Below are 25,467 nucleotides of genomic sequence, written 5' to 3' on the forward strand. Positions count from 1 at the left end.
TATTGGTTATTGGCAATCACCAATGACCAATAACCCATGCCCATGCCCCCTGATTATAAAAAATGAATTTTAGTGAAGCCATACCCACTTTTGTAATTACCCTGCGCGAAGGCGTAGAAGCCGCCTTAGTCGTCGGAATTGTACTAGCTTGCCTCAAAAAAGCCGAGCAAAGTCACCTCAATTCTTGGGTTTATGCAGGTGTCGCAGCCGGCATCGCTGCTAGCGGTTTTGTGGGTGTTCTATTCAATGGATTTCTCACAGCACTATCGACATCAGAGCAGCCTTACGCACCAGTAATTAAACAGCTATTAGAGGGCGTGTTGGGCATTGTGGCGATCGCAATGCTAAGCTGGATGCTAATTTGGATGACTCAGCAAGCGCGCTTTCTCAAAGCAGAAGTTGAAGGAGCAGTTACAGCAGCTTTGACAGAAAATAGCAATGCCGGCTGGGGCGTATTTGGCTTAATTTTTATTGCGGTACTGCGCGAAGGTTTTGAAACAGTTATATTTGTCAGCGCTCAGTTTCAACAAGGTTTGAGTCCCGCTTTGGGAGCTTTGGGCGGTTTGACTGGGGCGGCAATCATTGGCGCGCTACTGTTCAAGTGGGGTGTCAAAATTGATATCCGCCTGTTTTTCAAGTTTATGGGGATTTTGTTGCTGTTAATCGTGGCAGGTTTGGCAGTATCTGCACTCAAGCATTTTGACCAAGCCGCTGGGATTTTGTCGCAGATGAATAGCAAGTATGCAGCGATTTGTTTTTATTACGATCGCCTCGCACCACTCCACTCTTGTATTTTAGGCCCGATGGTGTGGAATGCAGCGGAAATTTTGCCCGATCGGGAATTTCCGGGAGTCGTTCTCAAAGCACTATTTGGATACAGAGATCGACTTTATCTCGTCCAAGCGGCGGCTTACACAATATTCTTAGCCACCATCGGCACTCTTTATTTCCAAAAATTAGGCTCTAAGGCGACTGTTCCCAACAAAAATGCTCCGCCCGATCCAGCGCCAACTCGCCCTCAGTAGCTATGCAACGGGTTTTTATCGGTTGTTTTGCTGATTCGATGCCCATAAAAAAATTAGCCGCACCGACCAAAAATTGACCAAAAATTGTCAAGTTGCTGGATTGATTATTTGACTTTTATATGATCTCATTTAATGATCGCAATATTGTTTATTTATTTTATAATAATTTATATTATTATCATTTAATAATACCGTCAATCCCCCAAAAAAGCAAGCCCTACCCCCTCAAAAAACACAAAAATTTTATAAGCAAAATTAACTAAGTTAAAAAATTTACAGTTAACGGTTAACAGGGTTATGCAAAACGCGGACTACCGTTAGGGTGCGCCTGGGGCTTCACAGGAGGGCCCTGCATAAGTTAAGGCGGTTCTTGCCGACCAAAAATCTGTCCCCAGCAAGATTTTTGGTCAACAGTTTTCTGATATGTGCTCTTAGGGCTTATAATTAGTACAAGAATATTTACAGAGCCCCGAAAGTTCTTAATCAACCTTATAATCCTTACATGAAGCTTAAAATTAAAAAATTGTTCGTTAAAGTTACCTGGAACCCCCAGAAGGCTGTAGGATCTGCCATTCGGTTAGCGGTGAGATAAATAATGATGCCCCGGATACTTGTTATTGATGATGACGCGGCGATCGCCGAACTCGTAGCCGTCAACCTAGAAATGGCTGGCTACGAAGTCACCCAGGCCGAAGACGGCATCAAAGGTCAGGCACTAGCCATACAACTGCTCCCCGACCTGATCATGCTAGACCTGATGCTGCCTAGAGTAGACGGATTCACCGTATGTCAGCGTTTGCGGCGTGACGAACGCACAGCCGACATTCCCGTCTTGATGTTGACCGCCTTAAGTCAAACTCAAGACAAAGTAGAAGGCTTCAACTCCGGCGCCGACGATTATCTGACCAAACCCTTTGAACTAGAAGAGATGCTAGCCCGAGTGCGAGCTCTACTAAGGCGCACAGACCGCATCCCCCAAGCTGCCAAACACTCCGAAATCCTGAATTACGGCCCGCTGACCCTTGTCCCCGAAAGGTTTGAAGCTGTTTGGTACGAGCACACAGTCAAACTGACCCACCTAGAGTTTGAGTTGCTGCACTGCTTGCTTCAGCGCCACGGTCAGACAGTCTCTCCTAGCGAAATTCTCAAAGAAGTGTGGGGTTACGACCCCGACGACGACATCGAAACTATTCGTGTACACATCAGACACCTGAGAACCAAGATGGAACCCGATCCCCGCCATCCTCGGTACATCAAAACCGTATACGGGGCCGGTTATTGCCTGGAGTTGCCCAACAACGAGCAAGTAGCTGAAGAAACCAAATCCTCTGCTTGAGCTCGCGCGCCAAATGCAACAAGCTGTTAAAAATCCCGCTAGAAAAGCCTGAGAGCAAATGCTCTCAGGCTTGGTTTTTTGGAGTTTGAGAGGAATATGTCAACAAGTAGGCATTAACTCTCTTGATTCGGAAAAAAACCATGCCGCACCCCCCTCTAACCGTACTTTTAGAGAAGCTTGTCCATAGGAAAGTACCGGATTTCTTTTTCCACCTTGTCTTTTCCGAGAGGATTGGATAGCTACTTAAAGAATACTCTAGCCATAATACTCTTTAATAATATTATTTATCAATAAATTTAGAGGTATTCCTTTAGCTGCTATTTTGGCTAACGAGAAGACCAACTCCGCTCAAGCGCCAAAAACAGTCATAATCCTGATATAGCGAGGGTTTTTCCTAATGATTTACATACCTGAGCTTAAATCATTGAAAATTTTTCTCAAATACCCCTTGACGAAACTACTAAAATTGTTGATTATCTATATCAATAACCTGCGATCGCTTAAAACTCCCCTGACATCTTTCTCAAGAGGTAAATGGCCGTGACCAGCATGGCAAAAAAATCCTTCCCAGCCGAAGGAAAATTATTTCCCTGGTGGGTCGGCAACGCCCGCTTAATCAACTTTTCCGGCCGTTTGCTCGGTAGCCACGTCGCCCACGCCGGCCTCATCGTCTTCTGGGCGGGAGCCCATACCCTATTAGAGGTTTCTCGCTTTAACCCAGAATTGCCCATGGACGAACAAGGCTTACTCCTGTTGCCAAACCTAGCCAGACTCGGCTTGGGCGGGGGTGCGGGAGGCAAAATTGCCGATACCGATGGGTACTTCGCCGTTAGGGCGACTCACCTAATCAGCTCAGCCTTTCTCGGCTTCGGTGGCATCTTTCACTTGCTCAAAGGGCAAGCCACCCTCGAAGCAAGAACTTCTTTCTTTGGATAAACATGGGAAGACGCAGACAAAATGACGACCTTTTTTGGCATCCACCTAGTTTTGCTGGGTGTCGCTACCTTCTGGTTAGTACCCAAAGCATCGATGGTGCAATTCCTATTTTTTACCTACAAACGCCGTTCAGATTTCGGTCAACCTTGAGACAATAACCGTATGACTGTCTTTTTCTAATATTTAGGTATCGCCACTTTGATTGTTTTTGTGGAGTCTGTCCGTAACATTGCCAGAACGAGTGCATCAAATCAAGCGCTTGTATCCAATTCCTTGTTATTGGGATTGTTTTACTAACGACTACCGCCTCACATTTACAGTGGGCCCGTGCGTTGGTTGTACTGAAGATGCGGTTGCACTGGGTTTGAGCCTAAGATTTGTTTTACCAATGCTTATCAGCAACATTGCTAGAAACTTCACAAAAATTACCCATAAATACCAAAAACTACTTTTTCAGTACCACTTTTACCAAGGGGATAGATGGCTAGCAGATTACCCTTAACTAAAGCAGAAGTCGAGAATTAGATGGAGTATCACGGGAAATACACTTTAGGAGAATCTAAAAAAGAGCGCGAATAAATAACAGATAATCCACTAGAAGCCTCATTCAAGTTTTTTATTTTTGGCGACATGAATTTATACAGTGCTAACTCACTCAAAGTCGAATTAAACCAGAGAGGTTGCCGCCTGACTCCCCAGCGAGAAACTATTTTGAGTGTCTTTCAAAATCTGCCACAAGGCAATCATTTAAGTGCGGAAGAGTTATACAGGACCTTACAGAATAAAGGAGAACGAATAGGCTTGTCTACTGTCTACCGAACCCTGCATTTATTAGCAAGAATTGGAATTTTGCGTGAATTAGAATTAGCAGAAGGGCACAAACATTACGAACTGAATTTTCCCGAATTGCACAACCATCACCATCTGGTTTGCATTCAGTGTCACAAAACCTTTGAATTTAGCGATGAATCCATTTTAAGAATTGGCAAAAAGCAAGTTGAAAAAGCTGGGGTCGAACTGCTTGACTGTCAATTAACTGTGCGAGCTGTTTGTTTGGAAGCGCTGCGGGAGGGATGGCCTTCTTTGGTGCCGAGCAATTGGTTGTGTCCCAGATATCATTCAGAAGTTGATGAGGAAATTAGTTGATTGGGATGAAATACACTTAGGTAATGGGGAAGTGGTAATGGGTCATTGGTAATTGGTCACTCTTGAACTCAGGTAGGACAATAGCGTTGCAACGAATGATAGCGAAGTGATTCTTAGGAAAGTAATCTCACGGATTCAAAACTCCTTCTTCTTAATAGCATGGGAAGGAATTTTAAGGAATGTTAGCGACGCAATTATTAGAAAAGCAATGTCACGCATTCAAAAATTGTCGCCTTTCCCTTCGCCTTCCGTCAAGCAACCTCAGAATCGCCACGTTGGTGTTCCATCCGAAATATGTTAGCGTACAAACTAGCAACAATCTGTTTACCTTCCTGCGTCAACTGCAAGTAACCGAGAGATTCACTGATGTGAGGATAAATGCCGCTCCAGTAAAACTTAGAGTAGCTTTGCAGCAAATCGCCCGGATGTCGATAGCCCAAAACTTTAGTAGCACCGCTTTCTTCCAACTCGTAAAACAGCGCACCAATTTTCTGCAAATATTGGGGGTTGCTGAGCTGACCTATCAAGTCAGCACCGCGCACTAAACTAGAGTAATTAACTGCATCCTCATCAGTGTTACCGTCTAGCACCGAGAAACGAGTCTGTTCTATGTTCTGCTTAATTATCTCAGCATTAATGAGCTTGTGGTTGCCGAAGCGCTCGTCAATGAACAATTTAGCTCTGTCAACTCGGTAAGGAGCTAAGCTAGCCGCTGTTGCACCGGGAGCAAGTGCAATTCTCATGCCATCTTTTCCGGTAGCATACAATCCTTCTGATTCTTGGTCTTGCCGGCAAACTCCTTTGACATATCCGATGTCTTGGCACAGCAAAGAAATGATGAAGTGCAGCCAATCTTCGCAGGAAACTCCCCCCTTGCGAATGTGTTTTCCACGCAAGATTTCTTGACCGACTAAGCTAATGCAAATGGCGTGTTCTACATTGTGATAAAGAGCGTCGCTGTTGGCGATATTTTCTAACGCCATTGCCCCCACCCAGCCAATAATGTCAGCATAGTCTGATTTGTAGCCTCCGTAAGTGCGGCTGTAGCCGTTCTGAAGTTGTTCGATGAAAGCCTCGATCAGCAGTTCTGTAGAATTAAACATACCCTGTCCTTTTACCTTAATATTTCCTTTTAAGTTAAGAGCGGTGCATCTATATGGGGAACCCTCTTATTTTGAGGAGATTTTAGTTCGCAACTCATTCACCCCGTGTGCGTTGTGCTCTGTGGGTGGCAGGTGGGTGGTAATCTCAAAACTCATTGACGCAGCTACGCCTGGTGAGTCACCAAGCAATCTCGCGCCCTGAGTCAAAATTCGCAAGTAACTCAGTCCATCACGGACACCCATCCCCGCCGTACTGCATACAGCAGCCTGCTGACAATTTTTCGCTCCTCTGAACTTTTTAAACTGTGAGAATTAATTGCGTATTGAATTTGCTGGAACACAGTCCGATCGATCTTACCGGAATTCCAAATATTCAAGTAAAGTTCGGAAATTTTATATTCAGGAATATAAGCTTTGGTTGTCATCTGCCGTCAACTCAATGTATATTTCTTATTGTCGGGTCATTTTAGATAACTTTATGTGATGTCGATCGGCTATAGACTGTGATGCGATCGCACGCTGGAGTTAATGCACCTCTCCTAAAGAATGGTAATTTGAGCGAAAAAGCGCGATATTGCGATCGTCATAAATTGTGCTGACGGCTGTGACAATCATCATCATAGTTGCGCGTAAATTATAGGATGTCACATACCATTCGCCCGTTGCGCTCCCCCCCTCCCAACTTGCAGCAAGGAAGGAAGTTTGAGCGCTGGTCGCGCAAATTTCTTGCCAAAGAAACTCGTGTCGTGTACAATATAGAGTCTGGTATCCTCACTTACCCATAATTATTTTCATTCATCCCGTCCCCCCAGAGGGGAAGGGACTTTCAGTGCGGATGCAGCCAAATCACTATATTCAGCAAAAAGCTAGAAATGCCGTAACTCATGCCCACTATTCAGCAACTCATCCGTTCAGCACGGGAACAAACGCAGAAAAAAACCAAATCGCCAGCTCTCAAGAGTTGCCCCCAGCGGCGCGGAGTTTGCACCAGAGTGTACACAACCACCCCGAAAAAACCCAACTCGGCGCTGCGGAAGGTGGCTCGGGTAAGGCTGACCTCTGGTTTTGAAGTCACCGCCTACATCCCAGGGATCGGTCACAACTTGCAAGAACACTCGGTAGTAATGATCCGGGGCGGTCGGGTAAAAGATTTGCCCGGAGTTAGATACCACATCATTCGCGGTACATTAGACACCGCTGGGGTGAAAGACCGCAAGCAGGGTCGTTCCAAATACGGGGCCAAGCGTCCTAAAGAGAAAAAATAACACGGAACTCGCCAGATCGCGGGGTTGGGAAGCCAAAAAAAATCTGCTGGCGCCGATCAATTGCATGCTCGATCGTCATAGATCGAGATCTGATCCCAAAACCCCAAACTCAATCATTCAAAATCAAAAATCCCAAATAGAACTATGTCTCGCCGCACAGTTATTCAAAAACGTCCAGTTCCACCAGATCCAACCTACAACAGCCGGTTGGTAAGCATGATGGTGAGACGGATCATGCAGCACGGCAAAAAATCCGTTGCCTCCAGCATCGTCTACGACGCCCTCAAAACCATCCAAGAGCGCACAGGGGCTGAACCGTTAGACTTGTTTGAAAAAGCAGTCAAAAACGCGACACCCCTGGTCGAAGTCAAAGCCCGCCGGGTAGGTGGCGCCACCTACCAAGTGCCGATGGAAGTGCGTTCCGATCGCGGTACCACCCTCGCCCTCCGCTGGCTGATCAGATTTGCCCGCGCCCGCACCGGCCGCTCGATGGCAGCCAAGCTAGCCAACGAACTGATGGATGCAGCTAACGAAACAGGCAGTGCTATTCGCAAGCGCGAAGAAACACACCGCATGGCTGAAGCTAACAAGGCTTTTGCTCACTACCGCTACTAACTGCAACATCGGGCATGGAGAAAAGCGCGATCGTGCGGTATAAAAGCATCGGGTGAGAAATTGGAAAGTGTAAGTTTTGAGTGTTGAGATTGCTTCTCTTGGCGCAATTGCGATTCGTGAAGCAAACTCAAAACTCCCAAAATCAAAACTCACGCACTCAAAATTCACGCACTCTCTAAATCCTCCATGTCGCATCCTTAATATTTTTGTAAACAAATCTTGCAAAAAATATTAAAATGTAACAATAAGCTCCAGAGACTTTTGTAAGTCCCTGGGGAGTGCAAAATAGGGTTACTGTGTAGTATAATAGTATTATAACAGCAACACAAGATTAAGGAGGTAGCTGTGGCACGTACCGTCCCGCTAGAAAAAACTCGCAACATCGGCATCGCAGCCCACATCGACGCGGGCAAAACAACAACAACTGAAAGAATTCTGTTCTATTCAGGCATGGTTCACAAAATGGGTGAAGTGCACGAGGGAACAGCAGTCACTGACTGGATGGAGCAAGAGCGGGAGCGGGGAATTACGATTACTGCCGCTGCTATCACCACCAGTTGGAAAGATTACAAAATCAACATCATCGACACTCCCGGACACGTAGACTTCACGATCGAAGTCGAACGCTCGATGCGAGTGCTCGACGGAGTGATCGCAGTGTTCTGCTCGGTAGGGGGAGTGCAGCCGCAATCCGAGACAGTTTGGCGACAAGCCGATCGGTACAAAGTACCGCGGATCGTGTTCGTCAACAAAATGGATCGGATGGGCGCAAACTTTTACAAAGTCTACGCCCAAATTCGCGATCGCATGAGAGCGAACGCCGTACCCATCCAAATCCCGATCGGCAGCGAAGAAAACTTCCGGGGAATTGTAGATTTAGTAGAGATGAAAGCCTACATCTACAACAACAACACGGGAACCGACATCGAGGAAGTAGAAATCCCCGATGAAGTAAAAGAGCTAGCAGCAGAATACCGCACCAAGCTGATCGAGTCGGTAGCAGAAACAAGCGACGCCCTCACCGAGAAATACCTCGAAGGCGAAGAGTTAACCGAAGACGAAATTCGCTTGGCCCTGCGTCACGGCACTGTCGAAGGTACGATCGTCCCCATGTTGTGCGGTTCGGCGTTCAAAAACAAAGGCGTTCAGCTTTTGTTGGATGCAGTGATCGACTACCTGCCGTCGCCCTTGGAAGTTCCCCCAATTCAAGGACTCCTCCCCAACGGCGACACAGCAGAGCGGTTTGCCGACGACAACGCCCCGCTGTCAGCCCTGGCATTCAAAATCATGGCTGACCCCTACGGCCGCCTGACCTTTGTTCGCGTCTACTCCGGTATCCTCAAAAAAGGCACCTACGTCCTGAACTCCACCAAAGACAAAAAAGAGCGGGTTTCTCGCCTAATTGTACTCAAAGCGGACGATCGGATAGAAGTTGAGGAACTCCGAGCCGGAGACTTGGGAGCAGCCTTGGGTTTGAAAGACACCTTCACCGGCGACACCCTCTGCGAAGAAGGAGCGCCAGTGATTCTGGAATCTCTGTTTATTCCAGAGCCAGTCATCTCGGTGGCTGTCGAACCCAAAACCAAACAAGACATGGAGAAGCTCTCCAAAGCCCTCCAGTCACTCTCGGAAGAAGACCCCACCTTCCGAGTCAACGTTGACCCAGAAACCAATCAGACAGTCATCGCCGGCATGGGCGAACTGCACCTGGAAATCCTGGTAGACAGGATGCTGCGGGAATTCAAAGTAGAAGCCAACGTGGGTCAGCCGCAAGTAGCCTACCGCGAAACCATTCGCAAAGCCGTCCGCGCCGAAGGTAAATTTATCCGCCAAAGCGGCGGTAAAGGTCAGTACGGTCACGTCGTGATCGAACTCGAACCAACAGAAGTAGGAAGCGGCTTTGAATTTGTCTCCAAAATTGTTGGTGGCACTGTACCCAAAGAGTACATCGGCCCTGCAGAACAAGGGATGAAAGAAGCCTGCGAATCAGGTATCGTAGCAGGGTATCCCGTGATTGACCTCAAAGCTACTATGGTAGACGGGTCTTTCCACGACGTAGACTCTTCGGAAATGGCATTTAAGATCGCCGGCTCAATGGCGATCAAAGAAGCCGTGATGAAGGCTTCGCCTGTGCTGCTAGAGCCTATGATGAAAGTAGAGGTGGAAGTTCCCGAAGATTACATCGGGAACATCATCGGTGACCTCAACTCGCGTCGGGGTCAGATCGAGGGCCAAGAGACGGATCAGGGAATTGCCAAAGTTTCTGTAAAAGTTCCACTAGCAGAAATGTTTGGCTACGCCACTGACATCCGCTCGAAAACCCAAGGTCGAGGCATCTTCACAATGGAATTCAGCCATTACGAAGAAGTGCCGCGAAATGTGGCTGAAGCCATCATCGCTAAGAACAAAGGTAACTAACGATTTTGAATTTTAGATTTTGGATTTTGGATGAAATCCAAAGTCTAAAATCTAAAATGTTAAAATCTAAAATCGCTAAAAGAAACAAGGAACAAATCGAGAATGGCACGCGCAAAATTTGAACGGAATAAACCCCACGTAAACATCGGCACGATCGGTCACGTTGACCACGGCAAAACAACTTTGACCGCCGCGATTACGATGACTCTCTCTGCACTAGGTCAAGCAAAGGCTAAGAACTACGCCGACATCGACGCTGCGCCAGAAGAAAAAGCACGGGGTATTACGATTAATACTGCTCACGTGGAATACGAAACCACAGGTCGGCACTATGCCCACGTAGATTGCCCCGGACACGCTGACTATGTGAAAAACATGATCACCGGTGCTGCTCAAATGGACGGCGGCATTCTAGTAGTGTCAGCAGCAGACGGCCCCATGCCTCAAACTCGCGAACACATCCTGCTAGCTAAGCAAGTTGGCGTTCCCAGCTTGGTTGTGTTCTTGAACAAAGAAGACATGGTGGATGATGCTGAACTGTTGGAATTGGTAGAACTGGAAGTTCGCGAACTTTTGAGCTCTTACGATTTTCCGGGCGATGACATCCCCATCGTCACAGGTTCGGGATTGAAAGCTCTCGAAGCGATGCTTGCTAATCCCAAGACTGTCAAGGGCGAAAATGAGTGGGTTGACAAAATTTACAAGCTGATGGAAGAAGTAGATGCTTACATCCCCACCCCAGAACGCGAAGTTGACAAGCCTTTCTTGATGGCAGTTGAAGACGTATTCTCGATTACTGGTCGGGGTACTGTCGCCACAGGCCGGATCGAACGTGGAACTATCAAAGTCGGCGAAACAGTCGAATTGGTGGGTCTTAAGGACACTCGCAGCACTACAGTGACTGGTGTGGAAATGTTCACCAAGTCTCTGGAAGAAGGTTTGGCCGGCGACAACGTTGGTCTACTGCTGCGGGGGATTTTAAAGGCGGATATTGAACGCGGAATGGTGATTGCCAAGCCGAAAAGCATCATGCCTCACACTCAGTTTGAATCTGAAGTGTACATCCTCAAGAAAGAAGAAGGCGGCCGGCACACGCCCTTTTTCTCTGGCTATCGCCCTCAATTCTACGTCCGTACCACTGACGTGACCGGCACGATCGCACAATTCACCGCTGATGACGGTAGTGAAGCAGAAATGGTGATGCCTGGTGACCGGATCAAAATGACTGTTGAACTGATTCACCCGATCGCGATCGAACAAGGAATGCGCTTCGCTATCCGCGAAGGCGGCCGCACCGTGGGCGCTGGCGTTGTTTCCAAAATCCTCAAGTAGGACTCCGATAACAGCTTAAATAGCAGAAAAGCCACCAAATTTAATCAGGCTTTTCTGCTATTTAGTGATTAGTTATTAATCAGAAAGTCTGCTGTTAGCAGTTAGCAAAAAAAAAACTGCAAATACACGACAGACGACAGACAACAGACAATAAACAACAAACTGAACCTCGAAAATTCAAGAAACAAAAATGGCAACAATTCAACAGCAAAAAATTCGCATTCGCCTCAAAGCTTTCGATCGCCGAATTCTAGACGCATCCTGCGAAAAGATTGTAGATACAGCAAATCGGACAGCAGCCACAGCGATCGGCCCGATTCCCTTGCCCACCAAACGGCGGATTTACTGCTTGCTGCGATCGCCCCACGTAGACAAAGATTCTCGCGAACACTTTGAAACCCGCACGCACCGCCGGATTATCGACATTCACCAGCCATCGGCCAAAACAATTGACGCTTTGATGAAACTGGATTTGCCAGCCGGCGTAGATATCGAAGTCAAGCTGTAGATTGAGTTATCGAAAACTCGGAAAGAAGGAACAAAGATTAAATAAATTGTTCCTTCTTTTTGTGGAAATTTTCTTAGTCATGAGTTATTAGGTATTAGTTATTAGTTAATAATCAGCAATAATTTCTGCTGCGGCACGAACTTAAATAATTATTTTTAATTAAGGCGCGATCACTACAAAAACGCTCCTTTAGCAGTCGCTATCATCGCCTTCGGACTCACTTAGTTTAGCAAAAAGGTATATTTAACATTTTGACGAAATAACGCCTTTGTCAAGCTGCCAGCACCGGATATAGCTCGCCGTCGCTTCCGTTGCCACCGAAAAAGCCCGATCGCTCCTGCCCCGGAATTGCCTTTAATCAGTTAAAGTAAGAAAAATAAGCGCAAGTACCGTCACTTTTGAGCGACAATGGCATCCTCTTCCTCTGTAGCAGTTCGCGAACTCCCCTTATTTCCGTTGCCGGAAGTGGTTCTATTTCCAGGTAGGCCCCTCCCACTGCAAATCTTCGAGTTTCGCTATCGAATCATGATGAATACGATTCTGGAGGGCGATCGGCGTTTCGGTGTGCTCATGTGGGACCCCAACCAAAACAAAGTCTCTGCCGTTGGCTGTTGCGCCGAAGTGATTCACTGCCAACGCCTGCCGGACGATCGCATGAAAATTATGACTCTCGGACAGCAGCGGTTCCGAGTGCTCGACGCCGTTCGGGAAAAACCCTATTTAGTCGGTCTAGTAGAATGGATTGAAGACGAACCGCCGCAACAAGACCTCAGACCTTTGGGAAAAGATGTCGAACAACTGCTGAGAGATGTAGTTCGCCTCTCCAGCAAATTGATGGATCAGCCGATCGACCTGCCGGAAGACATTCCCAGTTTGCCTACAGAATTGTCCTACTGGGTAGCCAGCTACCTGTACGGCGCCGCGACAGAACAGCAAACTCTTTTAGAATTGCAAGATACTGCTGCGAGATTGGAACGCGAAACCGAAATTTTGACTTCTACTCGCAATCACTTGGCAGCGAGGACTGTACTTAAAGATACGCTCAAGTAGCCAATTTACTTAGGAAAAAGCACGATCGGTTTGACCTGCATTGAAGAAAGAATTACACACAAATCATTCGATTTTCGATTTTCGGTTTTCGATTTTCGATTGGCAATGAGTTATGAACTAAGAGTTGGGAGATGGCTTACAGTTTCATTCTTTTTGGGAACTGGTATCTGTTTAATTCTTAACTTCAAACAGGTTCGGATAGGTTCCTTATAGCAGTAAATGCTTGTGTTAGAAAATCACGACCAACCGAAACCATACGATGCAGTTAAAGGCGGTCAACTGCCACCTCCTGTGGGCGGTGTAGTGCTCGGCGGACTAGCAGGAGTGAAACATCGGCTGTCTAGTTCTGTCAGCGAACATCGCATCGCCGCCTTGAGAGAGACATTGAATTACGGCGATGCCGGCTTAAAAATAGTCATCAAGATTTGTCAAAGCGAAACAGGGCTGGTGCAGCGGGCGGCCTGCGATTTGCTTCGGCAAAGGCTGAATTCGATCGCCCGCGAAAAATTACAGGCCTTTGTAGCTTCAAGTTCTGATTCAGAAGCTAAGGTAGACAGCAAGGTAGACAGCACTGAAAAAATATTAAAGCACTCATCCGGTGCAGTCTCAGAAAAAAATTACGATCGGCAAATGTCCGAAGCAGAGTTAATATTTGAGACAATTACGCAGCAGATGCAACCAAATTTGTTGCTGTTAGAAGCACTGGTAGCCTCTGTAGAACGCGAAGAATTTACCAGCGAACTGATGAATCTTTGGGAACTATTAATCTTAGAAATTCAGGAACCTCTCAAAGAACTGCGTCAGGCTGTTGGCAGTGCGATTTCCGCCCAACTGCGGATTCAGTGGCTGTACAATCAAACTGAATCTCAAGCCAACCAGTGGCAGCAGCGAGCTTTGCTAGCTCTTCAGACACAGGATGAAAATGCAGTGCGCCTCGCCGTGGTTCGCCAGCAGGTTCAATTCGATCAGGCTGCAGAACTAAAAATTGACTTAGACTACCAAACTGTGCGAGTAGAAAATCTCAACCGCAACTTGCTGGCTTGGGAAAGTAAGATTGCTCAAGCTAATTCCAAGAAAGAGATCCTCAAGATGCAGCTTCATTTTGCCAAAGTACAGCAGCAAATAGACTTCACTTTCAGCCAAGTCAATAGTATATTTTTTAGTCCTTAGTTGTCGGATTCTCCGGTTATATATTACGTGATATCAAACTTGTCTGACGCAAAAATGTATAGCCCCACTTAAAATTGCCTCATCTAGCTTAGCTCCCTCAAGATTAGCACCGCATAAAAATGCGCCGCTCAAATTAGCACCGCTCAAGTCAGCACCCCTTAAATCAGCGCCCTCAAGGTTACTTTCACACAAAAAAGCGTTTCTCAAGTTGGCTCTTCTCAGACTCGCTCCCCGCATTTTAGCGTCGCTTAGGTTGGCTTTTTCAAGGTTGGTATTGTCCAAGCAAGCATCTAGGAGGTTTGCTTCCATCAAGTTGGCGTTTTCCAAGTTTGCTCCGCTCAAATTAACACCAATCATTTTGGTGTCGCTCAAGTTGGCGTTTTCCAAGTTTGCTTCAATCAGGTCAGCTCCTGTTAATCTTGCGAAAGTTAGATCAGCTCCGCTTAGGTTGGCCCCATTTAGGCGGGTCATCACCAGGCAAGCATTCTTTAGCTTGGCAGCTATTAAGTTTGCCCCCATTAAGTTCGCCAAAGCAAAATTGATTTCCTTCAGATTTGCACAGGCTAGATTAATATGAATTAGGAAAGCTTCTCGCAAAGAAGCCTCTTTCAAGTTGGTTTCATGAAAATTTCTTTCTCCGGCTGCGTATCGCTTGAGAAGTTCATCAGCATTCATCTCGCCAGCCTCCTAAGTTTTACTTAAAAAGTATAGTACATAAAAAGAAATTATACTACTGACAGTAAGCTGTAGCAACCAAAAATTTTTAAAGTTTCTGTGTGATTTTTTAACTCTTCGAGTGCCGAGCGAACAAATGCTTCGCAGGCGTTAGCCTCAACGTCCATAAAGAAAATATATTCTCCGAGCGATCTTTTAGTCGGTCTAGATTCAATTCGACTTAAATTAATACCCCGACTGGCAAATACTTGTAAGGGTTTTACCAGTGCTCCGGGCATATTGGCAGGTACGCTAAAAGCTAGTGAGGTATGGGTGCAATTAGACGGTGAAGCATCGAGGATCAACTTAGGAGCAGATTGTGTAATGGATTTAATGGATGAGCGCTCCCCTGGTTCTACGTTGGCGATTTCTTCCCCACTCCTGCTGAGTACCCAAAAGCGAGTGTAATTATCGGGATAATCATTAATGGGGTGAGCTAACACTGGCAAATGGTAAAGTTCAGCAGCTCTTGGGGAAGATATCGCTGCTACATTTCTATCTTCCAGATATTGCAATGCTTCCGTGGTAGAATTCGCCGGAATTAATTGAGCTGAGGGAATAAACTGCCCCAACCATACCTGACACTGAGCTAGCGCTTGCGGATGAGAGTAAACTTTTTGAATCTCGTTAAAATTTTTGGCATTAGATACCAGGGCGTGGGAAATTGGCAAAACTAAGGCGTGTTGAATGCGGAGTTGATCGAGTCGCCACAGTGTATCTAAGGTGACAGTCACGCTGCCTTCGATCGAATTTTCGACGGGCACAACTGAATAGTCAACCTGCCCTACGGCAGATGCCTCTAGCGCTTGGGAAATGGTCGAATAAGGACACAGGGTGCATTCCAAGTTAGTTTCCAGACTCAACCAATTGACATAAGCTAGAGCCGCTGTTTCTGCATTTGTACCAACAGGACCGAGATGTGCGATAGAAATTTTCATTTAGAGGCAATTTTAGGTTACAAATGTTTGCTTTACTCTCATCAGCTAGGAAGTATGATGAAAAATTACCGATGTCGCGAAAGGTTTTATCAGTGATTTCTCGGATGACATTGCTGGGCGCGCGACTTAGTGTGCTACGTATGTCACACGTATGTCACCTTAAAAAAGGTGATAGTTTATTAAGATATGCTTAGGAATCCTATATTTTGATATTTTCTCATGTATATCCGCTTTAATTCTTCCCAATCCGTTGAGATCGCCGTACCAGAGGAACGGGTCCCCATTCAACATTATCTGCGCCAACCGAGGCGACTGGTTAACGCCCTTGTCGATCAAAGTCGCACACAACAGCTAAGCGAGGACTGTTTCCGCCTAAAAATGCGACCGTTACAATTTATGATGCTGAGCATTCAACCCACCGTAGACATGAGGGTGTGGGCTGAGTCGGATGGCACAATCAATTTGGAGTCCGTCGCCTGCGAAATTCGTGGCGTGGGTTATATTAACGATCGCTTTGCTCTCAATCTCAAAGGAAAGCTTTGTGTACACCAAAGCAGCGGGGTAGCATACTTGAAAGGAAAAGCGGATTTGGAAGTGCAAGTAGAATTACCGCCGCCGTTTTGGCTGACGCCCAAACCCATTTTAGAAGCAACGGGAAATGCTTTGCTCAAGAGCGTACTGCTGAGCGTCAAACAGCGGTTGATGTACCAGTTGCTCTCCGATTACCGCCGCTGGGCAACCAGCGAAAGTGAGCTAATATCGATCGAGATCCCCCCAATCTTATCTTTAGAAGGGTGAAATCCTAGTAGAGTTAAACTAAATCGCCAAATAGTTTGCCAAACTTGTCCATAATTTACCAAACAAGCAACTCTAGGTAAGCTTAATTATGTTTGCTATCAAACGATCGCTAAAATGGAATAACTGGGCATCTGAGCTTTGTTTGAACTAGCCTGCAGATAGCTGCCGGTCAGTCAAGATCGATTTGAGTCAGCCCTCCCAGTTCATCGTCTTCGATGATTCCCACGCCCCCAAGCCAAGCTGTTGACCTGTCTTGTGAAACTTCGTCCTTTTGGCGGAGTTCGTGCTGGGGTGGCTTGATTATTTTGCCCGGTTGATTCGTGGCGCCCACCCGAATCCTGATTTTTGGCCCAGAATTGCCCAAGCGAATGGTCATCCCGTCTGCCACTGACACCTGAGCGATCGGTCTATCATCTACATAAGTGCCATTAGCACCAAAATTAATAATTTCCCAACCATGGGCGTGATTCCACAGCTCTACGTGGTGGCGGGAAACTACAGCGCTGTAAATAATTACATCATTGTCGTTCGATCGACCGATCCGAACCACCGGTTCTGATTCAAAACACCAACTTTGAACCGGGACAGACTGGATAGGATGTAAAAGAGTTAAGGTAATCACTGATGTTTTGACACTCCACCGCCAGACAGAAACGGGGATACTTCCAGAGAGATTTTTTCGGAGAAAACTGCAAAAAATTTGATTTTTAAAGGCGTCATCAGTGCGCCCTGATTCCCTCGCTCTGCCGTAAAAGTCGAACTTTTGGCTGCTTGATGCATTTGAAGCAACTTTTGAGGGTTAGCTTTTGGCGCCGGCGCAAATTTTTGCAGTCCTCGGTAACAACCAAACACGATGTTATTAATCGGGTGAACTTCCCAGTGATGGACAGCGGTTTTAACCGTTTGATTAATGCGCTCTGTGAGGGCGCGATTGTCCTCATGGGTGAGCCGATCAATTCGATCTGCTAAATAATCCTTTTCCCGCTGATGAACCAGAGAATTTAACTCAGACCCATGCTGGTTGCACCGCTGATTCGAGTTCTCGATCGGGCGACAGTCACTGCTCAACGACTCGCTGTTTATAAAGAAAGAAGTTAACCAATTATTAATCCTGGGGTCTCTAGATAAAATACTTGTTGATTGTATCAAACAGCATAGGTCTTTTTGAGTTGCTAACATTTTCCTTATTGATGCGATACCTTTAAAATACAATGCTTTGAGCAGCAGTGGAATTTTGAGCGACAACGCATCAATCTCTAATACCGATCGACCTTCCTCGCGCGCGCGACCCCAAAATGTGAGCGGCAATTAGTCCCCCAGCGAGCGGGAAGGCCAAACTTCAGCTCAAATCTGACTCAGGCGGTTCCGGGTTCGGCTCTGGCGGGACAGATTCTTGCCTTTGCCGCTTCAACTCTGCAACTTTTTCTTGAGCTACATCCCTGACTTCGAGAGCTTTATCTTGGAATTTTTCCGCCAGACTTTGAGCGCCCCGCTTCACACCTGCCACATTTTTGAGAGTTCTGTCGAAATCTTCGTGTAAAAACTCTGCTACCAGACCGACTTTTTTGTGCAGTCCCTCCGCGTACTGCACTGGCTCCGATACAGCAGCTTCAGAGACGATCGCCCGCTTGCTGCCGATGGTCAAAATAGCTGCCACAGGTAACAAGTAAATGTCGTCTAAAACACCGCGCCAGCCGCTCGATTTAAATAGGTAGTGGGTGACTGAACCCGTGCGGACATCAAATAGGTAGTCAACCACTGCACCTGCCTTATTCCCAGCGTCCGTGAGCACCTCAAGCCCGATCGGACAAACAGCTTGTTCCGGCTGATGCAATTCCGGCAGTTCCGGGTTAATGGTGACAAAAACATTTTCCCCCACCGTATCAACTTGCGCCCAAGCGAACCAAGTTTTTTTGCTGCCCAAAAGTCCCGACTTGCAAGTAAAGCCGATCGCCCGCTGGGAGTGAGCATCGAGCCAAACCCTATCTACCCTGCCGACCTCTTCCGCCGTTCTGCGGTCGATGGTGCGGCGGCCCTGCAGTTCGCTGCGCCTAACAATCTGTGGTGATGTACTCATAAATAAACTCCTGAGTGCCGCCTTTGAAAAATGTCGATCGTCCAAAGAAGCCGATTTAATATTCTTCTTCCGAATAATGGCGAGTATGATCTGCCTCCGTTAACTCCTCCTCATCCCTAGAAGTGCCAACTTCTTTTTGGTCGGGAACAGGAATCGTGCTAATTTGCACGCCGCCCGAGGGAGCGTGAATTTCCTTAGCCTCCCTGGGCTTGACGGTAATTTGTCCTAACTGGACTGAGGACTGATTCGGGCCTACGTTAATTTGAATTTTCGGACCTGAGCGAGCCAAGTGAACGATCAGACCGTCCACAATGGGAACCTTAGCGATGGGCTTACCATCGAGGTAAGTGCCGTTGGTACCTAAATTGATCAGTTCCCAAGTTATGCCGCTGCGCCGCAATTCGATGTGGCGACGAGAAACCACAGCGCTAAAAAGAACGACGTGGTTTTCGGTCGAGCGCCCGATCCGGACGACCTGCTCGTCTTCAAAGATCCAACTGCGGACGGGTATAGACTGGAGTGGATGTAGCAAGGTCAGCTTAATCACATTGGCAGCATTGAGTTTTGGTAGAGCGCCTCAAGATGCGATTTTAGATTTTAGACTTTCTATCGCCCAATCCAAACTCGCTCTAAGAGATTTGAAATAAAAACGTAACCAGGTCTCCTTTGCCCAGAGAGATGCGGTCTCCCGGTCGCAACCGGTGGCGGTTTCCCTTGGGTAGCGGAGTATTGTTGACGTAAGTGCCGTTGGAACTGCCTACATCTTCTAGGTAGCAAGCATCTCCCTCCACCCGGAGATTTGCGTGTACCCGAGAAACTATCTCAGAATTAGCAAATCCCGAAACATCAATATCCGGCGGTACTAAGTCATTTGGCTTGCCTATGTGAACCACAGACAGACTGTGAGGCAATTCCATCGGCGTATTTGTCTGAACGTGTAGCAGGCGCGCCGACTGCTGTTGCAGTTGAGTTTTAGCTACACCTGCTGGCTGTGGGCCAGGCACCGGAGGAGAGATAGTTACTGGTGTTGCCACCGATTCAGTTGTAACAGGAACCGAGGGCGAAGGCGGGGGATCTGGAATCGTCGGAATGCTGGCGGGAGTTTTTTCCAAGTTAAGGCCCTTATTCAGGGTAACTAGAGGTTCCGCCATCAGGGGATCGGGTGGGACTAAATCCGGGGCCGGTGACGATACCACTGTGGGGCCTACAGGCGAGGGGGACGGTACTGTCACCTCAACTTCTGGAACTATGGAACCCGGACGCAAGTTAAAGCCACACTGGCCGCAAAATGCTGCATCTGTCTGAACTGCTGCACCGCAGTTCGAGCAACTTGCGGTAACAGGTAAAGGCGTGTAGCAAGCCTCACACTGGCTGGCCCCGTCGGGGTTCTGGTGATTGCAATTGGGACAGACAATCATCGATTTCTCCTTGCTATCGGCCAGATTTTCAAATCAGCCTCATAAAAATAGTCGTGTATATGGTCAAATTTTAACTTTAACCGCCACAATTCTTATATTGCTTCGCTAATACTAGCAACTGAGCTGACGCCGTGACGTTAGCTGTGATGAGCCTGATTGAGTTAGTGATAATGCTGACTGTGTTGGCACGCTTGCTGCTCTGTCGGCTATTTTACTGCTTCGCCAGCCGCCGCATCGAGCAGCCACCAAAGTTCGCCCTCTGGTTGAACGAGTCTGGCTGGATAGGTCATTTCGTCGGCTGCGGGGGCAAAAATTTGAGCGAGGGCGGGTTGTTTGCTGGCTCCTGCGACCATGAAGATGACGCACCGGGCCCGGTTGATTAATGGGACTGTAAAGGTAATGCGGGGCTGACCGTCTTTGTTGCCGACAGTTACTAGGGCATCCCGGACTTCCAAGGCTGCTGTGCCGGGAAATAGAGAGGCGGTGTGGGCGTCGTCTCCTATGCCCAATAAAATGATGTCGAAGGCAGGAAACTCGCCCTCGGATACTTTGAAGAACTGCTGCAATTCGGTTTGGTGCGCTGCAGCGTCGGCTGCGGGGTTGCCGGCGCCGGTGGGCATGGGGTGGATGTTGCTGGCGGGGATATTTACTCGATCGAGCCATGCGAGCCGCGCCATTTTTTGATTGCTGTCTGGGTGTTCTGGGGGAACGTAACGTTCGTCGCCCCAGAAAACGTGAATTTTGTCCCAAGGCAGGTCTTGGGCTGCTATCGCTCTGTAGAGCGGTTCTGGTGTGCTTCCGCCCGCTGCGGCGATCGTACAAAGTCCGCGTTCTGTTATGGCTTCTGAGATTTTAGACAGCACAATTTCCAGCGATCGATCTATTAGTTGTTCCCGATTTGCTAATACTTCAACTACTTTTTTCATTAATTTCCTCTCAACTTTCCTTGGGTGTTATTCTCAGCAATTGCCAATTTTACCTTGACATTTTGGTTTGAGGTCGATCTGCTGACAGACTCGGCAGGGCGGACACGGCAGCCCATAACATTTTATCATCTTATGCCCCTTGATTTAAGGAATGCAAGACATATTTCTACCACTGCTTTATGGATTTTCACTGGTTGCATTGAGCTTTGGCAACTTTCAATCAAAAGTGTGATCTTACTCGGAGCATCTCTGCAGAAAGTAAAAAGCGTTTTTTGGGAGTTCGATCCGTCTCGCACAGCAAAGTCTTTAAATATAGCGAGCCGGACGATCGCACACCGAAAGTAAAAGCCAAACCGAGATGCTCGCGATCGCACTTACCCCGGCATAGCAAAAATAATCAAGATTGATGTGGTAGACTAGGAAAAATAGTTTTAAATCCGCACGATCGGATGGAAGCAAAACTATGTCAATTTTAAAGCGATTTCCTACATCTGTCCGCTATCTAATAGCCCGGTTGCGCCACTGGACCCAACCGGCGGTTTGGGCTCCGTTAGCCGTGCTGTGTGCGGGAGGGTTATTTATCTGGGAGGTTTCTGTAAATCCAGAAAAGTTGAGCATAGATGGCGAAGAAGAAGTAGCCACAAACAATCCAGCTTCGCTATCGGGACTATCTGCTGAAGATACCGCCATTGCGGCTGAAATCGACAGCTCACCAGTGCTAGTCAATCAGTTTAATGGCTCTACTGCTTCTGAAGTGAACTTGTTAAATTCATCAGTAGTAAAAAGCAAAGGTTTATTCGAGGAACTTCGAGATCGGGAATTAGAAACTCCTCAGCCATCTCCAGCCCCCAATCGAGTAGGAAGCAGCGGATTTTTCCCCTTGCCAAATTTAGCAACACCTGCTGTCGAGGCCGGAAACAATAACCCCCAAAATTCCAGCTTGCCAACTTCAAACGCCACATCAGCGTTGAGTTTATCTGGTAGTGGGAGACTGACTTCCGGGATAAAAACGATCAAGCCTGAGTCTGGGGGTACAGCGACAGCAACTTTATCGCAGGCGTCGAGTGATGCTAATTCAGATAAACAAAACGAAAATTCTCTGCCTTTGAGTCCGCTGCAAGCAGCTATGAAAAAATACGTCGTTGCTAACCCTTCGGCAACGCTGGCGGAGGCTGAGAAAACAGCAGACTCGGCTACATTGCTCGATCGACCGGCTTCCGATCCGGCAGAAGTAAATGCGACAAATTTGCTCCCAACGACCGCTACAGCTCAAAGTGGAGCAAATCCTGTGAATGTTCCCACAGCACTTCCCCCTATTGTGGCTCCGACAAATACTGTGAGCAAGGAATCTCAAGAATTCTTAAAACCGACAGCTACAGTCCCTGAATCATTGGCTGGGTTAAATTCCCGAGTACCGCTTCCCGAAATTAATGCAGGGGCTGCAACGGTGGCTTTGCCCAAAAATCCCTACCAAACTAATTTATCTGGCTCAGGCTTCGCACCTGAAGTTCAACCTGTGGCACTTCCAGTAGCCATACCTTCGCCAACACCTCTACTTCCAAATGTCGGCCCATCTCCCTTTCCAAGTGGGATTGGGGGAAGCAAGATAATTAGCCCTCAATTCTCTCCCAATGCAGCGAATTCTCAATTTCAAACACCTCCACCCAGTCAGCTTAATTTGCCGGGTCAGCCTAACTTTGGAGTTGTTCCCCAAAACACAAATCAGGGCGTGCAGCCCATTCAACCTCAAACTTTTGCTACACCCGGCTCCCTGGCTCCGGGACGCTACATTGGCGGTGGCGAAATCAATACTTTTTCTAATCCTTAAATGAAAGAAGTTCGGCCACGAAAACGATATTATCAATTCCCAAGACTTAGGCTACGCGGTTCCTGGCCTTCGACTTCGGTTCTCCTCAGCGTAGTTGAAGGGAAGGGAGCCGAAGGCAGTGGAAGGGCACTACAAGTTCCGAATTACCCATTCTCAATGTTAGTGGTAAAACTTACCTAGCGGCGGCCCGCACCAACAACAATCCCCCGATTCCCAAGCCAAACACGATAGGCAGCCAAGCCGACAGAATCGGAGTCAAAACAGCTTTCACGCCCATAGAACTGGTGATGAAAGAAAATACGTAGTAAGTAAAAATCACAACTACGCTAATACCAAAACTCGTTCCTCGACCGGAGCGGCGTGGTTGAGTTCCCAAAGCTGCTCCCACTAAACCAAATACCATGCACACGAAAGGAAAAGCATATTTTTCTTGAATTCGCACCTTTAATTTGCGAATTTGTGGTTCGTCGCCACTGTTTTTAATGATCTCCAAACGCTCTAAAGCTTGGGCAATGTTCATTTCCTTGAAATCCCGCGCTCTAGCCGCTAAATCTAAGGGCGTGCGGGGGAGTTGCAATTGCTGGTGTTGAAACCTAACTATATTGCGGTAAGAGCCATCAGGAGCTACTATATAAGCGGTTCCGTTGAAAAAATCCCAGGTATTTTCTGAGGGATTCCAAGTAGCGGATTCTGAAGAAACGATTTGATTGAGGCCTGGGGTGGAGCGATCGATAATTGTTAAACCTTTCATTTGCTGGCCGTCAAATTGTTCTGCATAAAAAAAGCGCGCCAGGATTTCGTCGCCGCCTTTTTCGGGTTTGCGAAATTCTGTGTAGATAATATTTCTATCTTGAAATGTCGGTTTTTCTCGCTTCAGGGCTCTGTCTAAAGTCACAGTAGCTCTGTAGCTGGCGGCGGGTACAACTAACTCTTGCAAAGCAAAGGTGAAGCCTGCAACAATTAAACTCATGATCACAGCAGGCAGTATCAATCGGTATACGCTGACTCCGCAACTGCGGAGGGCTATGAGTTCGCTGTCACTGGACATTCGGCTGTAGGCCATTAAGGTTGCTAGCAGCATCGACATCGGGAAAGCCAATACTACGAAGTAGGGAATTTGCAGGAGAAAAATTTCTATGGCTGCGCCGTAGGGGAGGCCGGATTCTGCTACTCTGCGGACTAATTCAAATAAAGCTCCAACTGTGACGGCGACGGAGGTAAAGAGTCCGACGCCAAAGAGAAATGGCCCGATTAGTTCTTTGGTAATGTACCAGTCCATTACTGAAATTCTCGGCAGCCAGTTGATGGGATTCAAAGAATTGGATATTGCTATTTTCATAGTGGCGCGTTCTCGCAGATTGCTCCTCAATCTAAAATCTAAAATCTAAAATTCGGCCGTTTGCCGAATGCCTTCAAAAGACTATCGCACGAAGTTGTCACCCAAGTAATACTGACGTACTAAAGGATTGCTGTAGAGTTCTTCTTCAGCCCCGGAGGCTAAAATTTGGCCGTCTCGCATGATGTAGGCTCGATCGGTAATTTCGAGGGTTTCTCGGACGTTGTGATCGGTGATGAGGATGCCGATTTTACGATCGCGCAATTTAGCAATAATGGTTTGAATTTCGTCTACTGCGATCGGATCGACGCCTGCAAACGGTTCGTCTAAAAATAGGAACATGGGCCCGTCTCGCCCTGCCGCTAATGCTCTGGCTAGTTCAGTCCGCCGCCTTTCTCCCCCCGATATTTGAATTCCCAAACTAGATGCTATTTTTTCTAAGCGAAATTCTTGCAATAGGAAATCGACTCGCTCACGCCATTCCCAGCGCGGCACTTGAGTTTGTTCTAGGACTAACAAAATGTTGTCCCGCACGCTCATGTTTCGGAAAATGCTTGCTTCTTGAGCGAGATAGCCAATTCCCAAATGCGCTCGCTGGTGCATCGCCAATTTAGTGATGTCTAAATCGTTTAGCCAAACGGTGCCTTGATTTGGTTTTTCTAATCCGGTTGCTATGTAAAATGTGGTGGTTTTGCCGGCACCGTTGGGGCCTAGCAGTCCTACAATTTCTCCTTGCGCTACCGAAAGGTTGACGCGACTAACTACATTGCGTTTTCCGTAGGATTTGTGAATATTTTCGAGTACAATTTTCATTTTCGCTCCCGGCAAGCTCTACAAGCTAATTTCAGACTGCGGCTTTGTGCGATCGAGTCTCTAATTTAAATTTTACCTTTTCAAGTTTGTGAGTATTATAAAGACGAAATTTCGCATCTATCCCAAGTAGTAGGTTTTGGCTGAGGCGAAATTTCGCTGCTGCGAGCCACTGTTACCGGGGAGCTGTAGTTGGACGTGGGGAACCCACTGCATTTTGAGCTGCCGCATCTTGTTCCGGGGCAACCAGATAAACAGATTCTACCTGTCCTGGGTTGTCTGGCAGGGCAATAAACCGCCCTTCGTCGATCAGGTATGTTATGGTTTCGCCGCGCAGGCTGTTGCCCTGCTGCAATACGTAAACATCTCCGCTGAGAATGATCCGGCGCTCGCGGCTGAAGTATTGAGCTTGAGCTGCGGTTGCTTGTATTTGGCGGGCTGGATAGTTGATTTGGACGTTGCCGCGGGCTGTCACGATGCCGGTTTTGGAGTCGGCTTCTTGAATGTCCGATCGCACACTGAGAGTGCGGGGCGGCCCGGCTTGCGGGTAGGTGGGAGAGGCAATCGCGCCTGCCAGAGTCAGGGGCAACAGCAGCGATAATCCTTTGAATATTCGGGAATTGAGTAGTTTAGCGGAGGGCATCATAGCTTACAAGCCTCAAATTTTGTAAAATTCCTGAAGGGTATCATTTCCAGCTTTGACACTGACAGATATTTT

Annotated in this window: 26 protein-coding genes and 1 pseudogene; 14 read left to right on the forward strand and 13 right to left on the reverse strand. The window is 47.4% G+C overall.

Annotated elements, in window-relative coordinates:
- The first annotated feature begins 62 nt into the window (after positions 1–62).
- From QUB77_RS16635 to QUB77_RS16650, 4 genes and pseudogenes are all read left to right on the forward strand, one after another.
- Positions 63–1,025 carry an FTR1 family protein gene (locus QUB77_RS16635; protein ID WP_333175004.1) on the forward strand — a complete coding sequence of 321 codons (963 nt, stop codon included), beginning with the start codon at positions 63–65 and terminating at the stop codon, positions 1,023–1,025.
- A 598-nt stretch (positions 1,026–1,623) separates the two neighbouring features.
- On the forward strand, positions 1,624–2,361 hold the full coding sequence (locus QUB77_RS16640; protein WP_333175087.1) for a response regulator transcription factor: 738 nt from the start codon (positions 1,624–1,626) through the stop codon (positions 2,359–2,361).
- Between the two features lie 549 nt (positions 2,362–2,910).
- Positions 2,911–3,387 (forward strand): annotated as a pseudogene (locus QUB77_RS16645) (chlorophyll a/b binding light-harvesting protein); the annotation flags it as partial.
- Between the two features lie 540 nt (positions 3,388–3,927).
- Complete coding sequence (locus tag QUB77_RS16650) at positions 3,928–4,443, forward strand: transcriptional repressor (protein ID WP_333175001.1); 516 nt, start codon at positions 3,928–3,930, stop codon at positions 4,441–4,443.
- Between the two features lie 251 nt (positions 4,444–4,694).
- Here the strand turns inward: QUB77_RS16650 and QUB77_RS16655 are convergent, their stop codons facing one another.
- Positions 4,695–5,546 (reverse strand): Npun_R2479 family HD domain-containing metalloprotein, encoded by an 852-nt coding sequence (locus QUB77_RS16655; RefSeq protein ID WP_333174998.1) that lies wholly within the window; start codon positions 5,544–5,546, stop codon positions 4,695–4,697.
- A gap of 221 nt (positions 5,547–5,767) precedes the next feature.
- On the reverse strand, positions 5,768–5,971 hold the full coding sequence (locus QUB77_RS16660) for a hypothetical protein (RefSeq protein WP_333174995.1): 204 nt from the start codon (positions 5,969–5,971) through the stop codon (positions 5,768–5,770).
- Between the two features lie 216 nt (positions 5,972–6,187).
- Between QUB77_RS16660 and QUB77_RS16665 the strand changes: the two genes are divergently transcribed.
- The 8 genes from QUB77_RS16665 to QUB77_RS16700 all read left to right on the forward strand — a co-directional run bounded on the left by QUB77_RS16665 (position 6,188) and on the right by QUB77_RS16700 (position 13,904).
- The gene (locus tag QUB77_RS16665) at positions 6,188–6,331 is read left to right on the forward strand and encodes a hypothetical protein (RefSeq protein ID WP_333174992.1); all 144 of its coding nucleotides are present in this window, start codon (positions 6,188–6,190) and stop codon (positions 6,329–6,331) included.
- Between the two features lie 99 nt (positions 6,332–6,430).
- Positions 6,431–6,811, forward strand: a complete 381-nt coding sequence (rpsL, locus tag QUB77_RS16670) for a 30S ribosomal protein S12 (protein ID WP_006632197.1) — start codon at positions 6,431–6,433, stop codon at positions 6,809–6,811.
- Between the two features lie 144 nt (positions 6,812–6,955).
- Positions 6,956–7,426, forward strand: coding sequence for a 30S ribosomal protein S7 (gene rpsG / locus QUB77_RS16675; protein ID WP_006632196.1), 471 nt, complete (start codon positions 6,956–6,958; stop codon positions 7,424–7,426).
- 345 nt (positions 7,427–7,771) lie between these two features.
- Positions 7,772–9,844 (forward strand): elongation factor G, encoded by a 2,073-nt coding sequence (gene fusA, locus QUB77_RS16680; RefSeq protein WP_333174989.1) that lies wholly within the window; start codon positions 7,772–7,774, stop codon positions 9,842–9,844.
- Between the two features lie 102 nt (positions 9,845–9,946).
- On the forward strand, positions 9,947–11,176 hold the full coding sequence (gene tuf / locus QUB77_RS16685) for an elongation factor Tu (RefSeq protein ID WP_190660866.1): 1,230 nt from the start codon (positions 9,947–9,949) through the stop codon (positions 11,174–11,176).
- Positions 11,177–11,366: 190 nt separating this feature from the next.
- A complete protein-coding gene (gene rpsJ, locus QUB77_RS16690; protein WP_006632193.1) occupies positions 11,367–11,684 on the forward strand; it encodes a 30S ribosomal protein S10 in 318 nt (105 codons plus the stop codon).
- Positions 11,685–12,092: 408 nt separating this feature from the next.
- The gene (locus QUB77_RS16695; RefSeq protein WP_332977659.1) at positions 12,093–12,734 is read left to right on the forward strand and encodes an LON peptidase substrate-binding domain-containing protein; all 642 of its coding nucleotides are present in this window, start codon (positions 12,093–12,095) and stop codon (positions 12,732–12,734) included.
- 219 nt (positions 12,735–12,953) lie between these two features.
- Positions 12,954–13,904, forward strand: coding sequence for a PspA/IM30 family protein (locus tag QUB77_RS16700; protein WP_333174984.1), 951 nt, complete (start codon positions 12,954–12,956; stop codon positions 13,902–13,904).
- A 33-nt stretch (positions 13,905–13,937) separates the two neighbouring features.
- Here QUB77_RS16700 and QUB77_RS16705 read toward each other — a convergent pair whose 3' ends face one another.
- Both QUB77_RS16705 and pheA read right to left on the reverse strand, forming a co-directional pair.
- Positions 13,938–14,579, reverse strand: coding sequence for a pentapeptide repeat-containing protein (locus QUB77_RS16705; protein ID WP_333174981.1), 642 nt, complete (start codon positions 14,577–14,579; stop codon positions 13,938–13,940).
- Between the two features lie 50 nt (positions 14,580–14,629).
- Complete coding sequence (pheA, locus tag QUB77_RS16710) at positions 14,630–15,556, reverse strand: prephenate dehydratase (protein ID WP_333174979.1); 927 nt, start codon at positions 15,554–15,556, stop codon at positions 14,630–14,632.
- Positions 15,557–15,775: 219 nt separating this feature from the next.
- Here pheA and QUB77_RS16715 point away from each other — a divergent pair, with 219 nt between their 5' ends.
- Entirely contained in the window at positions 15,776–16,354 is a 579-nt protein-coding gene (locus QUB77_RS16715; protein ID WP_333174977.1) for a DUF1997 domain-containing protein, read from the forward strand.
- A gap of 169 nt (positions 16,355–16,523) precedes the next feature.
- Here QUB77_RS16715 and QUB77_RS16720 read toward each other — a convergent pair whose 3' ends face one another.
- The 6 genes from QUB77_RS16720 to pgl form a co-directional block, all read right to left on the reverse strand.
- The gene (locus QUB77_RS16720; RefSeq protein WP_333174975.1) at positions 16,524–16,976 is read right to left on the reverse strand and encodes an FHA domain-containing protein; all 453 of its coding nucleotides are present in this window, start codon (positions 16,974–16,976) and stop codon (positions 16,524–16,526) included.
- A complete protein-coding gene (locus QUB77_RS16725; protein ID WP_333174973.1) occupies positions 16,973–17,662 on the reverse strand; it encodes a hypothetical protein in 690 nt (229 codons plus the stop codon). The genes QUB77_RS16720 and QUB77_RS16725 overlap by 4 nt, the downstream gene beginning before the upstream one ends.
- 31 nt (positions 17,663–17,693) lie before the next feature.
- Entirely contained in the window at positions 17,694–18,431 is a 738-nt protein-coding gene (locus QUB77_RS16730) for a PRC-barrel domain-containing protein (RefSeq protein ID WP_333174971.1), read from the reverse strand.
- A 55-nt stretch (positions 18,432–18,486) separates the two neighbouring features.
- Positions 18,487–18,978 (reverse strand): FHA domain-containing protein, encoded by a 492-nt coding sequence (locus tag QUB77_RS16735; protein ID WP_333174968.1) that lies wholly within the window; start codon positions 18,976–18,978, stop codon positions 18,487–18,489.
- A gap of 82 nt (positions 18,979–19,060) precedes the next feature.
- Positions 19,061–19,849 (reverse strand): FHA domain-containing protein, encoded by a 789-nt coding sequence (locus QUB77_RS16740; RefSeq protein ID WP_333174966.1) that lies wholly within the window; start codon positions 19,847–19,849, stop codon positions 19,061–19,063.
- 206 nt (positions 19,850–20,055) lie between these two features.
- A complete protein-coding gene (gene pgl / locus QUB77_RS16745; RefSeq protein WP_333174964.1) occupies positions 20,056–20,775 on the reverse strand; it encodes a 6-phosphogluconolactonase in 720 nt (239 codons plus the stop codon).
- Positions 20,776–21,238: 463 nt separating this feature from the next.
- Between pgl and QUB77_RS16750 the strand changes: the two genes are divergently transcribed.
- Positions 21,239–22,603, forward strand: a complete 1,365-nt coding sequence (locus tag QUB77_RS16750) for a hypothetical protein (protein WP_333174961.1) — start codon at positions 21,239–21,241, stop codon at positions 22,601–22,603.
- Between the two features lie 172 nt (positions 22,604–22,775).
- Here the strand turns inward: QUB77_RS16750 and QUB77_RS16755 are convergent, their stop codons facing one another.
- The 3 genes from QUB77_RS16755 to QUB77_RS16765 all read right to left on the reverse strand — a co-directional run bounded on the left by QUB77_RS16755 (position 22,776) and on the right by QUB77_RS16765 (position 25,395).
- Positions 22,776–23,942: an LptF/LptG family permease gene (locus tag QUB77_RS16755; RefSeq protein WP_333174958.1), complete on the reverse strand. Its 1,167-nt coding sequence runs from the start codon at positions 23,940–23,942 to the stop codon at positions 22,776–22,778.
- Between the two features lie 81 nt (positions 23,943–24,023).
- The gene (gene lptB, locus QUB77_RS16760; RefSeq protein WP_333034782.1) at positions 24,024–24,752 is read right to left on the reverse strand and encodes an LPS export ABC transporter ATP-binding protein; all 729 of its coding nucleotides are present in this window, start codon (positions 24,750–24,752) and stop codon (positions 24,024–24,026) included.
- Between the two features lie 172 nt (positions 24,753–24,924).
- The gene (locus tag QUB77_RS16765) at positions 24,925–25,395 is read right to left on the reverse strand and encodes an LptA/OstA family protein (RefSeq protein WP_172186331.1); all 471 of its coding nucleotides are present in this window, start codon (positions 25,393–25,395) and stop codon (positions 24,925–24,927) included.
- Between the last annotated feature and the right edge of the window lie 72 nt (positions 25,396–25,467).

The sequence above is a fragment of the Microcoleus sp. AT9b-C3 genome (genome assembly GCF_036705485.1).
Classification (GTDB): Bacteria; Cyanobacteriota; Cyanobacteriia; order Cyanobacteriales; family Microcoleaceae; genus Microcoleus.

Bases quoted from the DNA above. Each gene is read 5' to 3' on its own strand.
- QUB77_RS16705 (WP_333174981.1), bottom strand. From the start codon at position 14,579: ATGAATGCTGATGAACTTCTCAAGCGATACGCAGCCGGAGAAAGAAAT.
- QUB77_RS16635 (WP_333175004.1), top strand. From the start codon at position 63: ATGAATTTTAGTGAAGCCATACCCACTTTTGTAATTACCCTGCGCGAA.
- rpsL (WP_006632197.1), top strand. From the start codon at position 6,431: ATGCCCACTATTCAGCAACTCATCCGTTCAGCACGGGAACAAACGCAG.
- tuf (WP_190660866.1), top strand. From the start codon at position 9,947: ATGGCACGCGCAAAATTTGAACGGAATAAACCCCACGTAAACATCGGC.
- QUB77_RS16640 (WP_333175087.1), top strand. From the start codon at position 1,624: ATGCCCCGGATACTTGTTATTGATGATGACGCGGCGATCGCCGAACTC.
- lptB (WP_333034782.1), bottom strand. From the start codon at position 24,752: ATGAAAATTGTACTCGAAAATATTCACAAATCCTACGGAAAACGCAAT.
- QUB77_RS16655 (WP_333174998.1), bottom strand. From the start codon at position 5,546: ATGTTTAATTCTACAGAACTGCTGATCGAGGCTTTCATCGAACAACTT.
- QUB77_RS16665 (WP_333174992.1), top strand. From the start codon at position 6,188: ATGTCACATACCATTCGCCCGTTGCGCTCCCCCCCTCCCAACTTGCAG.
- pgl (WP_333174964.1), bottom strand. From the start codon at position 20,775: ATGAAAAAAGTAGTTGAAGTATTAGCAAATCGGGAACAACTAATAGAT.
- QUB77_RS16755 (WP_333174958.1), bottom strand. From the start codon at position 23,942: ATGAAAATAGCAATATCCAATTCTTTGAATCCCATCAACTGGCTGCCG.
- rpsG (WP_006632196.1), top strand. From the start codon at position 6,956: ATGTCTCGCCGCACAGTTATTCAAAAACGTCCAGTTCCACCAGATCCA.
- rpsJ (WP_006632193.1), top strand. From the start codon at position 11,367: ATGGCAACAATTCAACAGCAAAAAATTCGCATTCGCCTCAAAGCTTTC.
- QUB77_RS16660 (WP_333174995.1), bottom strand. From the start codon at position 5,971: ATGACAACCAAAGCTTATATTCCTGAATATAAAATTTCCGAACTTTAC.
- QUB77_RS16750 (WP_333174961.1), top strand. From the start codon at position 21,239: ATGTCAATTTTAAAGCGATTTCCTACATCTGTCCGCTATCTAATAGCC.
- QUB77_RS16650 (WP_333175001.1), top strand. From the start codon at position 3,928: ATGAATTTATACAGTGCTAACTCACTCAAAGTCGAATTAAACCAGAGA.
- QUB77_RS16700 (WP_333174984.1), top strand. From the start codon at position 12,954: ATGCTTGTGTTAGAAAATCACGACCAACCGAAACCATACGATGCAGTT.
- pheA (WP_333174979.1), bottom strand. From the start codon at position 15,556: ATGAAAATTTCTATCGCACATCTCGGTCCTGTTGGTACAAATGCAGAA.
- QUB77_RS16730 (WP_333174971.1), bottom strand. From the start codon at position 18,431: ATGAGTACATCACCACAGATTGTTAGGCGCAGCGAACTGCAGGGCCGC.
- QUB77_RS16740 (WP_333174966.1), bottom strand. From the start codon at position 19,849: ATGATTGTCTGTCCCAATTGCAATCACCAGAACCCCGACGGGGCCAGC.
- QUB77_RS16695 (WP_332977659.1), top strand. From the start codon at position 12,093: ATGGCATCCTCTTCCTCTGTAGCAGTTCGCGAACTCCCCTTATTTCCG.
- QUB77_RS16765 (WP_172186331.1), bottom strand. From the start codon at position 25,395: ATGATGCCCTCCGCTAAACTACTCAATTCCCGAATATTCAAAGGATTA.
- QUB77_RS16715 (WP_333174977.1), top strand. From the start codon at position 15,776: ATGTATATCCGCTTTAATTCTTCCCAATCCGTTGAGATCGCCGTACCA.